The organism is Burkholderia sp. LFS061 (genome assembly GCF_047978125.1).
GTDB classification, from domain to species: Bacteria; Pseudomonadota; Gammaproteobacteria; order Burkholderiales; family Burkholderiaceae; genus Burkholderia; species Burkholderia pyrrocinia_C.
Map to the genome: position 1 here is coordinate 99,168 of NZ_JBFPFS010000004.1, position 13,316 is coordinate 112,483.

The 13,316-nt window shown below is 67.0% G+C and carries 12 protein-coding genes; 5 read left to right on the forward strand and 7 right to left on the reverse strand.

What is annotated here, in order from left to right; all coding sequences use genetic code 11:
* Nucleotides 1–19 precede the first annotated feature (19 nt).
* Nucleotides 20–664, forward strand: coding sequence for a hydrolase (locus tag ACNQQL_RS04940; protein WP_347063402.1), 645 nt, complete (start codon nucleotides 20–22; stop codon nucleotides 662–664).
* A 160-nt stretch (nucleotides 665–824) separates the two neighbouring features.
* Nucleotides 825–1,172: a MoaF-related domain-containing protein gene (locus ACNQQL_RS04945; protein ID WP_347063403.1), complete on the forward strand. Its 348-nt coding sequence runs from the start codon at nucleotides 825–827 to the stop codon at nucleotides 1,170–1,172.
* Nucleotides 1,173–1,390: 218 nt separating this feature from the next.
* Here the strand turns inward: ACNQQL_RS04945 and ACNQQL_RS04950 are convergent, their stop codons facing one another.
* From ACNQQL_RS04950 to ACNQQL_RS04970, 5 genes are all read right to left on the reverse strand, one after another.
* A complete protein-coding gene (locus ACNQQL_RS04950; protein ID WP_072439912.1) occupies nucleotides 1,391–2,242 on the reverse strand; it encodes a carbohydrate ABC transporter permease in 852 nt (283 codons plus the stop codon).
* 17 nt (nucleotides 2,243–2,259) lie between these two features.
* Nucleotides 2,260–3,204, reverse strand: coding sequence for a sugar ABC transporter permease (locus ACNQQL_RS04955; protein ID WP_347063404.1), 945 nt, complete (start codon nucleotides 3,202–3,204; stop codon nucleotides 2,260–2,262).
* Nucleotides 3,205–3,258: 54 nt separating this feature from the next.
* The gene (locus tag ACNQQL_RS04960) at nucleotides 3,259–4,518 is read right to left on the reverse strand and encodes an ABC transporter substrate-binding protein (RefSeq protein ID WP_347063405.1); all 1,260 of its coding nucleotides are present in this window, start codon (nucleotides 4,516–4,518) and stop codon (nucleotides 3,259–3,261) included.
* Nucleotides 4,519–4,587: 69 nt separating this feature from the next.
* Nucleotides 4,588–6,573: a beta-galactosidase gene (locus tag ACNQQL_RS04965; protein WP_347063406.1), complete on the reverse strand. Its 1,986-nt coding sequence runs from the start codon at nucleotides 6,571–6,573 to the stop codon at nucleotides 4,588–4,590.
* Nucleotides 6,574–6,582: 9 nt separating this feature from the next.
* Nucleotides 6,583–7,731 carry a sn-glycerol-3-phosphate ABC transporter ATP-binding protein UgpC gene (locus ACNQQL_RS04970; RefSeq protein ID WP_347063407.1) on the reverse strand — a complete coding sequence of 383 codons (1,149 nt, stop codon included), beginning with the start codon at nucleotides 7,729–7,731 and terminating at the stop codon, nucleotides 6,583–6,585.
* A gap of 189 nt (nucleotides 7,732–7,920) precedes the next feature.
* On the opposite strand from ACNQQL_RS04970, the gene ACNQQL_RS04975 reads away from it, so the two are divergent.
* Nucleotides 7,921–8,955 (forward strand): LacI family DNA-binding transcriptional regulator, encoded by a 1,035-nt coding sequence (locus tag ACNQQL_RS04975; RefSeq protein ID WP_347063524.1) that lies wholly within the window; start codon nucleotides 7,921–7,923, stop codon nucleotides 8,953–8,955.
* 105 nt (nucleotides 8,956–9,060) lie between these two features.
* On the opposite strand, the gene ACNQQL_RS04980 is transcribed toward ACNQQL_RS04975, so the two are convergent.
* Entirely contained in the window at nucleotides 9,061–9,702 is a 642-nt protein-coding gene (locus ACNQQL_RS04980; RefSeq protein WP_072439924.1) for a GntR family transcriptional regulator, read from the reverse strand.
* A gap of 135 nt (nucleotides 9,703–9,837) precedes the next feature.
* On the opposite strand from ACNQQL_RS04980, the gene ACNQQL_RS04985 reads away from it, so the two are divergent.
* Entirely contained in the window at nucleotides 9,838–10,314 is a 477-nt protein-coding gene (locus tag ACNQQL_RS04985) for an OsmC family protein (RefSeq protein WP_204422131.1), read from the forward strand.
* A gap of 117 nt (nucleotides 10,315–10,431) precedes the next feature.
* On the opposite strand, the gene ACNQQL_RS04990 is transcribed toward ACNQQL_RS04985, so the two are convergent.
* On the reverse strand, nucleotides 10,432–11,382 hold the full coding sequence (locus ACNQQL_RS04990; protein ID WP_204422130.1) for a LysR substrate-binding domain-containing protein: 951 nt from the start codon (nucleotides 11,380–11,382) through the stop codon (nucleotides 10,432–10,434).
* A 114-nt stretch (nucleotides 11,383–11,496) separates the two neighbouring features.
* Here ACNQQL_RS04990 and ACNQQL_RS04995 point away from each other — a divergent pair, with 114 nt between their 5' ends.
* On the forward strand, nucleotides 11,497–13,248 hold the full coding sequence (locus tag ACNQQL_RS04995) for an IlvD/Edd family dehydratase (RefSeq protein WP_034181546.1): 1,752 nt from the start codon (nucleotides 11,497–11,499) through the stop codon (nucleotides 13,246–13,248).
* Nucleotides 13,249–13,316: the final 68 nt, after the last annotated feature.

Sequence of the window (13,316 nt, forward strand, 5' to 3'; positions counted from 1 at the left end):
ATAACGCAGAGGGTTTTTTATGACATTTCGAAATGGCCTCAATTCACTCCTCCGCCCGGAAGACTCGGTCCTCGTCCTGATCGACCATCAGCCGTATCAGCTCGCCAATCTGAACAGCCACGACCCTCAGGCTGTAGTCAACGCCTCGACTGCTTTGGCAAAGTCGGCCAAAGTTTTCGGCGTTCCAACCATCCTCACAAGCGTGATCGCTGCGCGCGGAGGGCTTCTTTTCCCGCAGATCACGGATGTGTTTCCCGGCCAGGACGTAATCGACCGCACCTTCATCAACACGTGGGAAGACAAAAAAGTCGTGGACGCTGTCAAAGCGACAGGCCGTAAACAATTGATCATAGCGGGTCTGTGGACCGAAGTTTGCGTGGCGATGCCCGTGATCCAGGCACTCGGCGAAGGCTGGGACACGACGGTCATCACAGACGCGTCTGGCGGGGTTTCCGTCGAGGCGCACCAGGTCGCGATCCAACGCATGATCGCAGCGGGCGCGAACATGATGACCTGGCTCGCGCTGGCAGCCGAATGGCAACGCGATTGGGGTCGAACCGACACCGCAGCAGCGCTTACAGAGGTATTGAGCCAGCACGCTGCCGGCAGTGGCATCGCCTATTTTTGGGAGCAGCAGCTTCTCAACACGCCTGTTTCCGCCTGAGTCCGGCCTCCTTGGGAAATGAAACAGTACGCGCTCGACCACTCGTGAAGTAGGTCGGCCGTGGCACGACATTCCCTTCTCATTACGCTCACAGTCGGGCGGCCACATGAGAGCTGCACCCGCTTTCGGCGAGCCCGACTGTATCTCCCGGAAGGAACAGATGAACATGACAATGGAAGGCTTTCCCGTTGGGCAGGAAATGGAAGTGACCTACCCACCGTTCAAGGTGTACCTGACGATCAAGTCGGAGACCGAGCTGAGCTTTTCAATAAAGGAAGGCGAGTTCGCCAGAACCGAAGCCGTCGCAATCGAGGTCGTGCCGCTTGGCAAAGCCCTTTTCGCAGTGAGCTGGAAAGAGTCGAACGGTGCCACGGTGATAAACGTCCAGGACTACGATCGCGGTGTGTTCCTCTCGTTCGTGACGTTGACCAGCGGCGAGTTCTGGCGCATGGCCGGCTCGATGGTGATAACACGATCCGCGAACGCGACGTTGGATGGTCATTCGTAGCGCAACAAACCGATCGTGGTCGAGGCAATACTGGCAATTTGTGCTTCCGATCCCGGGAAGCTCTCCGGATTTTCTTGAGTTCATTTCTCAAGTCCCGAATAGCAGAAAGGGGTCGTTCAGCGTCACCCATCGAAATCCGCGCCGCATGAAAAAAGCCCGCCGAAGCGGGCAACCTCACGATGCGGAGGAGGAGATGCGTGAGCGCGGGCGGCGCGCGTTCAGCCTTTCGTCGCGCCGAACGTGAGCCCTGCGACAAAATGCTTCTGCATCGCGAAGAACATCGCGACGGAAGGGAGCGCGGCAAGAATCGAGCCGGCCGACACGAGGTTCCACGACGTCGTCCATTGCCCCTTCAGCGCCGCGACGCCCGCGGTGATCGGCGCGGCTTCGTCGCCTTGCGTGAGACACAGCGCCCAGAAGTAGTCGTTCCACACGAACGTGAACACGAGGATCGCGAGCGCCGCGAGCGCGGGCCGGATCAGCGGCAGCACGATCCGCCAGAACACCGTCCATTCGCCCGCGCCCTCGATGCGCGCGGCCTCGATCAGCTCGAACGGCAGCTGCTTGATGAAGTTGCGCAGGAACAGCGTGCAGAAGCCGGTCTGGAACGCGACGTGGAACAGGATCAGCGCTTCGACGGTATTGAACACGCCGAGCCGGAGCGACAGGTCGCGCACCGGGATCATCAGCACCTGCACCGGCACGAAGTTGCCGGCGACGAACGTGCCGAACAGCGCGGTATTGCCGCGAAACCGGTAGGTCGCGAGCGCGAAGCCGGCCATCGCCGCGAGCGCGATCGAGCCGAGCACGGACGGCACCGTGATCTGCACGCTGTTCCAGAAGTAATGCAGCATCGGCGACGTCGTCAGCGCGTCGCGATAGTTCTCGACCATCGCGAAGTGCCGCGGCCAGCCCCAGTAGTGCCCTTCGACCAGTTCCTCGGTCGAGCGCACCGACGTGACGAACACCGCGATCATCGGCAGCAGCCAGATCAGCAGCGCGACGGGCAGCGACAGCTTGTACAGCCGGCGCGAGACGGGTTTCCATTGGGCAACGGGAGTCGGAAACATGATGGCCACCGGTCGGGTTATTGCTCGTTGCGCAGCATGCGGCGCAACTGGAACACGATGTAGACGAGCATGATCGCGAACAGCACGACCGCGATCGACGCGGAATAACCGAGCCGGTAGTACTTGATCGCCTGGTCGTACATGTAATACGCGAGCACGGTCGAACTCTCGAACGGGCCGCCGCTCGTCATCACCGAGATCAGGTCGAAGCTGCGCAGCGCGCCGATCACCGTGACGACGATCGCCATGAAGGTGGTCGGCCGCAGCTGCGGCAGCACGACGTGCCACAGCAGCGCGAAGCCGCGCGCGCCTTCCATCCGCGCCGCTTCGATCTGTTCCGGGTTGACCGACGTGAGGCCGGTCAGGTACAGGATCATGCAGTACGCCGTTTGCGGCCACAGCGCGGCGAATGCGATGCCGAGCGTCGCGTAGCGCGCGTCGCCGAGCACCGGGATGCCGTGCCCGGCGAGCAGCGCGAGCAGCCCGAAGGTCGGATCGTAGAACCACGAGAAGATCAGGCCGACGACCACGCCGGACAGCACGAACGGCGCGAAGAACAGCGACTTCACGAGCCGGATGCCGCCGACCGCCTGGTTCAGGTACAGCGCGAGCGCGAGGCCGAGCGGCGGCGCGAGCATGAACAGCGCGAGCCAGATCACGTTGTTGCGCAGCGCGGTGTAGAACGTCGGCGCGTGCAGCAGTTCGGCGTAGTTCGCGAGCCCGACGAAGCTGCGCTCGGTCATCCCGTCCCAGTTGTACAGGCTCAGCCACAGCGTCGACAGGATCGGCCAGATCACATAGACGGCAACCATTGCGCAGGCCGGTGCGAGAAAGAGCCACGCGGCGCGCCGTTGCCGCCGCACGGCAGGCGACGGGCGGCGCGCGGGCAACGCGGCGGCGGGTGCTCCGCGCGGCGGCGGCGCGGCGCCGGCGGGCGGGGTGGACGTGATCGGACTGGACACGGCAAGCCTCCTGTACTGACGCGGCGGCACGGGGCCGCCGGCTGGGTCACGCGGTCACTTCTTGTAGATCCGCTTGCGGGTCTGTTCGAGCTGTGCGAGCACCGTATCGAGCTGCGCGGGATTGGCCAGGAACTGCTGCATGCCCTTCATCCCCTCGTCGGCCATTTCCTTCGTCATGTCGCGGTCGTAGAACTGCGCGACGCCGCCCTTCGTGTCGGCGAGAATCCGGAAGCCGATGCGCGAGATCGGATCGGCCGGCTCGGGCGACTTGCTGTTGGCCGATAGCGAGCCGAGGCCCTCCGCGAGCTTCGCGCCCATCTCGGGGGTTTCCACGAAAGTGAGGAACGTGTGTGCATCGGCCTTGTTCTTCGCCTTCGTCGGGATGTGCAGCGATTCGACCGGACCGTCCTCGGCGGTCGGCACCTTCGGGTCGATGATCGGGAAGCGGTAGTAGCCCATTTCAGGCTTCACGTTCGGCGGGAAGCCGGCGGCGATGAAGGTGCCCATCAGCATCATCGCGGCCTTGCCCTGGAACAGGAACGGCTGAGCGCCGTCGAGATCGTAGGACAGCGCGTTGTCGATGAAGTAGCCGGCATCGATCAGCGATTTCCACGTCGTGTAGACCTTCTTCACGCGCGGGTCGGTGTACGGCACGTCGCCGGCCATCAGCTGCTGGTGGAATGCGTTGCCGTTCACGCGCAGGTCGAGATAGTCGAACCAGCCGGCGAGTGTCCACGCGTCGCGGCCGCCGATCGCGACCGGCGTGATGCCGGCCGCCTTCAGCTTCTTGCACGCATCGAGAAACTGGTCCCAGGTCTTCGGCTCGTCGGCGATGCCGACCTTGCGGAACAGGTCCTTGCGGTAGAACAGCCCCCACGAGTAATAGACGGTCGGCGCCGCGTACTGCTTGCCGTTATACGACGACGCGTCGCGCGTCGACGCGTACATCGCACCCCAGCCGTTCTTCGTCCAGTCGCCGCTCAGGTCCTCGAACAGCCCGCGCTTCGCGTAGTACGCCATCCGCTCGCCAGCGTGCCAGTTCACGACGTCCGGCGCGACGGTCGTGAGCCACGCGGGGAGCTGCACCTTGTACGCTTCCTCGTCGACGAAGGTCGCCTTCACGTCGATGTCGGGATGCGCCTTGTGGAACGCGTCGAGCGTCGCCTGCCAGACCGCGCGCTGGCTGGCGCCCTTGAACGCGATGTTGATGGTCAGCGTGCCGGCGTTCGCCGGCGCGGCGACACCGAACGAAGCGAACGCGATGGCGGCGGCCGCGGCGAGCCGGGCGGCGGCGCGAAGGGGGCGATGTGTCATGGTTGTCTCCATTCCTGTGTGTCGTTGTGCGTGACCGGCGCGTCGCGGCGCCGGTGGCGGGTGCGGGTGCTACGAACGGCTTCGATACACGGCGACGCCTTGCGGCTCGACTTGCGGGGCGCCGAGCACGAACGCGGACGGTGGCACCGCGTCGATCGTGTGCGGCGTGCTTCCATAGTTGAATACGTAGGTCAGGCCGCCGCGCCGGCTTACGCGCACGCCGTCGCCGAGCGGCGCGGGCGCGAGGCCTGCTTCGGCCGCGACATCGGCGAACAGCCGCGCGGTGGTCGCGTCGTCGAACAGCGCGGCCCAGTAGTGCAGCGCGCCATGCGACACGCAGGCCGGATGACCGTCGGCGAAGCGCGCACGCACGACGCTGCGCGTAGCGTCGCGCAGCTCGACGAAGTCGCGCCAGTGGCGCGCATCGCCCGCGAGCGGCGAGCCGTCGCGCAGCGTGCCGTCGATCCGTTCGGTCAGGTTCGGCCGCAGCGATTCGACGCGCCACACGCGGATCGGCAGGATCGACGCGAGCGGGCCGGGCGGCAGCGCCGGCGGAATCTGCAGGTCGACGGTCTTCGAGCCGGTGCGCGGCCCGAACACGACCTGCGCACCCGAGGCGGCGAGCCGCGCCGCGAAGTCGTCCGGCACGATCGGCAGCGGCGGCACGACCACGAGCCGGTAGCCGTCGAGCGGCGCATGCGCGGAGATCACGTCGACGTCGAGGCCGAGCGAGCGCAGCGCCGAGTAGTACTCGAATGCGAAACGCGGGTAGTGGAAATCGGCGCCCTGCGGCTGCACCTCGAACAGCCACTTCGCTTCGTAGTCGTAGATCAGCGCGACGGGCGCGCGCACCGGAGCGTCCGCATCCGCGCCGGCGTCGTGCACCGCCGCGATCTCGCGCGCGACGCGTTGCGCTTCGCGGCCGCCCTCGTCGAGCCGGTCGTCCGGCGTGTGCAGGCCCGCATGCATCTGCTCCTGCGCGAACGGCGCCTGCCGCCAGCGGAAGTACGACACGCAGCCGGCGCCATGCGCGAACGCCTCCCAGCTCCACAGGCGCACCATGCCCGGCAGCGGCGCGGGGTTCCAATGCGCCCAGTTCACAGGCCCCGGCTGCTGCTCCATCACCCAGAACGGCAGCTTCGACATGCCGCGATACACGTCGTGATTGAACGACGCGAAATCGGGATGGCCGGTGCGCAGCCAGCGCGCCTTCACGTCGGGCGCGAACCATTGCTCCTCGAGCGCGCCGAGCGGATAGCTGTCCCACGTCGCGATGTCGAGGTCGCGTGCCACTTCGTAGTGATCGAACTCGGTGAACAACTGCATGAAGTTGTGCGCGACGGGCCGGCCCGGCGAGTGCGCGCGGATCACGTCGACCTGCATCCGGTGATAGCGTGCGACCTCGTCGGACGCGAAGCGCCGGTAGTCGAGGCGATGCGACGGATGGGCCTCGGTTACGGTGCCGACGGGCGCGTCGACTTCGTCGAAGTTGCGATACTCCATGCTCCAGAACACGGTGCCCCACGCGCGGTTCAGCGCGCCGATCGTGCCGTAGCGCGCCTTCAGCCATTCGCGAAAGCGCACGAGCGCGGCCGGCGAGTAGCTGACGACGGTCTGGTGGCAACCCAGCTCGTTGTCGGTCTGCCAGTAGCGCACGGCCGGATGGCGGCCGTAGCGTTCGGCGACCGCGGTGCAGATCCGGCGCGACGCTTCGAGATAGGTCGGCGACGAGAAGTCGTAGTGGCGGCGCGAACCGAACGCGCGCGGCCGGCCGTCCGCGCCGATCGCGAGGATGTCGGGATGACGGTCGACCAGCCATTTCGGCGGCGTCGCGGTCGGCGTGCACATCACGATCTCGAGGCCGGCCGCGCCGAGCACGTCGACCGCGCGGTCGAGCCAGCCCCAGTCGTATTCGCCCGGCGACGGCTCGATGCGGCTCCATGCGAATTCGGCGATCCGCACCTGCTCGATGCCGAGCGCTTTCATCCGGCGGGCGTCGTTCGCCCACATCGATTCCGGCCAGTGTTCCGGGTAGTAGCAGACTCCGAGGCGCATACGCGATCCTTAAGCGTAGTGATGGACGTGGACGTCGGCGCACGCGGGCACCGCGCGGCCGTCTTCGGTGAAGAGATGGCAGGCCGCGGCCGGCGCATGCACGGGCACGCGCTCGCCGCTGTGCACCTGTGCGTCGCCGGGCACCTTCGCGATCAGCGGCGCGCCGCCGGGCTGGTCGAGGTGCACGTAGGTCTGTTCGCCAAGGCGTTCGACGAGCGCGACGTCGCGCACGAGCGTCGTCGCGTCGCGCGCGGCGCCGAGCGTCAGGTGCTCGGGGCGAATGCCGAGCGTCACGGCTGCGCCGGCATCGAGCGCGGAGCCGTCGCGCGGCAGCGTGAAGGTTTCGCCGGAAGGCGCGACGGTAACCGTCGTGCGGCGGGCATCGGAGGCGGTGACGACGGCCGGCAGGAAGTTCATGCGCGGCGAGCCGATGAAGCCGGCGACGAAGCGGCTGGCCGGATGGTGATAGAGGTCGAGCGGCGCGCCGACCTGCGCGATGCTGCCGTGCTGCGCGGTATCCGCGCCGGCGTGCAGCAGCACGATCCTGTCGGCGAGCGTCATCGCTTCGGTCTGGTCGTGCGTCACGTAGACGACGCTCGCGCGTTCGAACTGCCGGTGCAGCCGCGCGATCTCGATGCGGGTCTGGCCGCGCAGCGCCGCGTCGAGATTCGACAGCGGTTCGTCGAACAGGAATACGCCCGGCTCGCGCACGATCGCGCGGCCGATCGCGACGCGCTGCCGCTGGCCGCCCGACAGCGCCTTCGGCTTGCGCTCGAGCAGCGTGTCGAGCTGCAGGATGCGTGCGGCATCGCGCACCTTCCGATCGATCTCGGCTTTCGGCACGCGCGCGAGCTTCAGCCCGAACGCCATGTTTTCATAGACCGTCATGTGCGGAAACAGCGCGTAGCTCTGGAACACCATCGCGACGCCGCGCTCGGCGGCCGGCACGTCGTCGACGCGGCGGCCGTCGATCGACAGCTCGCCCGCGCTCAGGTCCTCGAGCCCGGCAATCATGCGCAGCAGCGTCGACTTGCCGCATCCGGACGGCCCGAGGAACACGCAGAACTCGTGCGCGCCGATCTCCAGATCGACGTCGCGAATGACCGGCGCGTGATCGCCATAGGCTTTCTGCACGCGTCGCATCGAGATGCTCGCCATTGTCTCCGCTCCATGTTCTAATGCGCCGTCATGATTGCTTAAGCGCTTAATCATCGCGATCAAAAAAAGAGGCGATCCGATCGCGGCCAAGTCGCGCCCGATGGTCGGGCGGCAAGGTGTGCGGCGATAGTGCGCCGCTTCGGTGATCGAAGCAAATACTGGATCGACGTCTCATATAGTGAGCAAACGATGGCGACACTGGATGAAGTTGCGCGCCGCGCCGGCGTGACGGCCGCGACGGTATCGAACGTGCTGCGCGACCGCGGCCGGGTGGGCGAGGCCACGCGTGCGCGGGTGCTGGAAGCCGTGCAGGCGCTCGGGTATCGGCCGCATCTTGCCGCGCGGGCGCTGGCGGAAGGGCGCGCGCCGACGGTCGCGCTGATGGTATCGAGCATCGCGAACCCGTTTTATCCGGAGTTCGCGCTGGCGGTCGAGCGCGCGGTGCGCCGCAACGGGCAGTTCCTGATCGTCTGCAATACGAACGAAGATCCGTTGCAGGGGCGCGCGTACCTCGACCAGATCGCCGGCACGATTTCCGAAGGCATTCTCGTGACCAACGCGAACCTGCATCTGCCGGATCTGCTCGACGTGGCGCGGCGCGGCGTGCCGGTCGTGCTGTGCCTGTGGGAGCGGCCCGACGCGCCGCCCGACGGATTGCCGTGCGTGGCCGTCGATTTCCGCGAGGCGGGGCGGATCGCGACGCGGCATCTGCTCGAACTCGGGCACGAGCGCATCGGCGTGATCGTCGGCGGGGCGGCGAGCGGCGTGCAGGCGGCGCGTTACGATGGTTTCGTCGACGTGATGCGCGAAGCGGGGCTCGACGCGTCGATCGTCGCGGCCGAGCACGATTCGATCGAAGGCGGCGTGCGCGCGGCGGGCCGGCTGCTCGACGCGCATCCACGGCTGACCGCGCTGGTCGCCACCAACGACCTGCCGGCGATCGGCGCAATGCATGCGGCGGCCGATCGCGGCAGGCGCGTACCCGACGACCTGTCGATCGTTGGCATTACCGACATCCATCTGGCCAGCGACACACGCCCCACACTGACGACCGTCGCGATCCCGACCGCCGAGGCTGCCGGCCTCGCGGTCGAATTGCTCAACGCGCTGCGCGAGGCGGGCGGCCGCAGCGACGATGCTTCGCGCGTGCGGACTGCGTCGCTGCCGCGGCTGGTGGTGCGCGGTACGACTGGCCGCGTGCCGAGTAAGAGTGCGACGCGGTAAATATCGCGCGTGGCTGCGCCGAGTGCTTCGAGTTTGCCGCCGCAATCGGCGCGGCCCGGCGCGCAGCCGCGTGCGGTGTGGAAAACGGCAAACGCGGCGCCGGCCTCAACCGCCTTCGACGAGCCGCATCACGATGCTTCTGGCCGATTCGAGATGCGCGACCGTCATCGAACGGGCGGCGCGCGCATTGCGCTCGCGGCACGCCGTCAGGATGTCGTCGTGCTCGACCTGGAACGAGGGCGTATCCGCGAGCAGCGTGGCCTGCAGGCGCTCGTAGCGTTCGACCTGGCTGCGCAGTTCGCCGATCGTCTTCAACTGCCGCGCGTTGCCGCAGCACGAATACAGCAGCGCGTGGAATTCGCGGTTCAGTTCTCCCTGCCGGCGCGGTACGGTCGCGTCGCCGAGCAGGCGATGAACGAGTTCGGCGCGCGCCAGCGTTTCGTCGTCGAGCCGCTTCACGCTTCGGTAGATCGCATCGCCTTCGAGCAGCGCGCGCAGATCGTAGATTTCCTGCACGTCCGACGCGCTCAGCATGCGCACGACGGCGCCGCGATTCCTGAAGATGTCCAGCAATCCTTCGCGTTCCAGACGCTGGATGGCCTCGCGCATCGGAATCCGGCTGATGCCGAACCGGTCGGCCAGATCGCGCTCGACGAGCCGCTCGCCGGCTTCCAGCTCGCCGTTGACGATCATGTCCCGCAGCGATGCGGCCACCGCGTCCGCCGTGGAGTCGAGTTTGGCTTCCATGCCTGCGTGTTCCTCACTTCATTTTGGAATAATGGTATACCAAACGGAATTCCGGTGCCAAAATGGCGGCCATTGGCGGGCTTCATGAAATGAAATCGAGCCCGGTGGAAGCAACCGACATCAATGGAGAGCGAGATGGCATCCGGCGAACACAAGTATCGCGTTGCAGTGCAGTGGACGGGCAACCGCGGCACCGGCACGTCGGGGTATCGCGAGTACGGCCGCGATCATGTGATCCGTGCCGGTTCGAAGCCTGACATTCCCGGTTCGTCGGATGCGGCCTTCCGCGGCGACGCGTCGCGCTGGAATCCCGAAGACCTGCTGCTGGCGTCGGCATCGGCGTGCCACAAGCTCTGGTACCTGCATCTGTGCGCCGAGGCCGGTATCCGCGTGCTCGCGTATGTCGACAACGCGGAAGGGACGATGCTCGACAGCCCCGAGCACGGGCGCTTCACCGAAATCGTGCTGCGCCCGCGCGTGACCATCCAGGCCGGTGACGATCGCGAGCGGGCGGAACGCCTGCATCACGATGCGCATGCGAAGTGCTATATCGCGAATTCGGTCAACTTCCCGATCCGCTGCGAACCGGTGATCGAGTTTGCAGCCGCGTGACGCGTCGGCGATGGAAAGCACGATGAAGCTTTTCTACTACCCAAGCAATGCAGGCATGGCGCCCCGCTTCGTGCTCGAAGAAATCAACGTGGGCGTGCCACACACCCCGCTGCCGCGTCACAGCGCGACGCCGTAAACCTCGCGCGCAGCCGCCCGGATCGCGTCGGCCATCACCGTGGCGGCTGGCGAATGCAGCCGGTCGGTGCGCGTGATGATCCCGAAATCGTCCATCCGGCAATCCATCTCCAGCGGCAGCACCGTGACGATCCCGTGTCGCGCGTAGTAGCGCGCGACGTCTTCGGCCAGCACCGCGATCATGTCGCTCTGTTCGAGCAGCTGCGTGATGAACAGCAGCGCAGACGTCTCGACCAGGTTCGCCGGCGGCGCGAGGCTCGCGCGCTGGAACACGAGTTCGAAGCGATGGCGCAGCACGCTGCCGGCCGGCGGCACGACCCACGCGGCGCGCTGCACGTCCGCGAGCGACAGCGGCGCCTGCGCGAGCAGCGGATGGCCGGGCCGCACGACCGCCGCCACCGTTTCGCCGATCAGCGGCTCGTAGCGCAGCCGCAGCTTGTCGTGTTCGGCGGAGAGCCGGCCGAGCACGATGTCGATCTTGTCCTGCGCGAGATGTTCGAGCAGCACGTTGCTGGTGTCGATCTCGACCGACACGTGCAGGCCCGCATGCGTGCCCTTCACGGCGGCGACGGCCGGCGGCACGAGCCGCAGGCCCGGCGACGTGATCGCGCCCACCGCCACATGCCCGAGATGGCCGGCCTTCAGCGCGGCCAGTTCCTCGCGCGCCTGGTCGAGGCTGCCGAGCGCCGCGCGCGCGTGGCGGATCAGCGCGTCGCCGTACAGCGTCGGCCGCATCCCGCGCGGCAGGCGCTCGAACAGCACCGCGCCGATCGATTCCTCGAGTTCGCGCAGCAGCTTCGACGCGGCCGGCTGCGTCATGTTCAGCGCGGCCGCCGCGCGATGAATGCTGCCTTCGTCGGCGAGCGCGACGACCAGCAGGAGCTGGCGGGTTTTCAGGCGGCTGCGGTTTCCCCACGGGCTGGCGTCAGTCATCGTACGGGTTTATATCGATATCGGAATCGATATCGTAATCGCCTAAAACGTCATTAGCGAGTTATCAAAATTCTGCCTAGACTGCGCCGGTATCCCGTCACCACAGGACTGACGATGTCGGCAACAAAACCCAGGCTGCGCTCCACCCAATGGTTCGGCACGAATGACAAGAACGGCTTCATGTACCGGAGCTGGATGAAGAACCAGGGCATCCCCGATCACGAGTTCGACGGCCGGCCGGTCATCGGCATCTGCAACACGTGGTCCGAACTGACGCCGTGCAACGCGCACTTCCGCAAGCTCGCCGAGCACGTGAAGCGCGGGATTTCCGAGGCGGGCGGCTTCCCGGTCGAGTTCCCGGTGTTCTCGAACGGCGAATCGAACCTGCGGCCGTCGGCGATGCTCACCCGCAACCTCGCGTCGATGGACGTCGAGGAGGCGATTCGCGGCAACCCGATCGACGCGGTCGTGCTGCTCGCCGGCTGCGACAAGACGACGCCCGCGCTGCTGATGGGCGCGGCGAGCTGCGACGTGCCGGCGATCGTCGTGTCGGGCGGGCCGATGCTGAACGGCAAGCTGGAAGGCAAGAACATCGGTTCGGGCACGGCCGTGTGGCAGTTGCACGAGGCGCTGAAGGCCGGCGAGATCGACCTGCATCACTTCCTGTCGGCCGAAGCCGGCATGTCGCGCTCGGCCGGCACCTGCAACACGATGGGCACCGCGTCGACGATGGCGTGCATGGCCGAGGCGCTCGGCGTCACGCTGCCGCACAACGCGGCGATTCCGGCCGTCGATTCGCGCCGCTACGTGCTTGCGCACATGTCGGGCATCCGCATCGTCGAGATGGCGCTCGAAGGGCTCGTGCTGTCGAAGGTGCTGACGCGCGCCGCGTTCGAGAACGCGATCCGCGCGAACGCGGCGATCGGCGGCTCGACCAATGCGGTGATTCACCTGAAGGCGATCGCGGGCCGCATCGGCGTGCCGCTCGAACTCGAGGACTGGATGCGCATCGGCCGCGACACGCCGACGATCGTCGACCTGATGCCGTCGGGCCGCTTCCTGATGGAGGAGTTCTATTACGCGGGCGGGCTGCCGGCCGTGCTGCGCCGGCTCGGCGAAGGCGGGCTGCTGCCGAACCCGGACGCGTTGACGGTGAACGGCAAATCGCTGTGGGACAACGTGCGCGAAGCGCCGAACTACGACGACGAAGTGATTCGCCCGCTCGACCGGCCGCTGATCGCGGACGGCAGCATCCGCATCCTGCGCGGCAATCTCGCGCCGCGCGGCGCGGTGCTGAAGCCGTCGGCGGCGAGCCCCGAGTTGCTCAAGCATCGCGGCCGCGCGGTCGTGTTCGAGAACCTCGAACACTACAAGGCCACGATCAACGACGAAGCGCTCGACGTCGACGCGAGCTCCGTGCTCGTGCTGAAGAACTGCGGGCCGCGCGGTTATCCGGGCATGGCCGAGGTCGGCAACATGGGGCTGCCGCCGAAGCTGCTGCGCCAGGGCGTGAAGGACATGGTGCGGATTTCCGACGCGCGGATGAGCGGCACCGCGTACGGCACGGTCGTGCTGCACGTCGCGCCGGAGGCCGCCGCCGGCGGGCCGCTCGCGGCGGTGCGCAACGGCGACTGGATCGAGCTCGACTGCGAGGCCGGCACGCTGCATCTCGACATCACGGATGACGAACTGCAGCGCCGCCTGTCGGACGTCGATCCGACCGCGGCGCCGGGCGTGGCCGGCCAGCTCGGCAAGGGCGGCTACGCGCGGCTGTACATCGATCACGTGCTGCAGGCCGACGAGGGGTGCGACCTCGATTTCCTGGTCGGCACGCGCGGCGCGGACGTGCCGAGCCATTCGCATTGAGCGGCGAGCGATAAGCGAAGCACAGGTGAAGCAGGGCAGACCGGCGACGACGCCGGCGCAGCCCACCC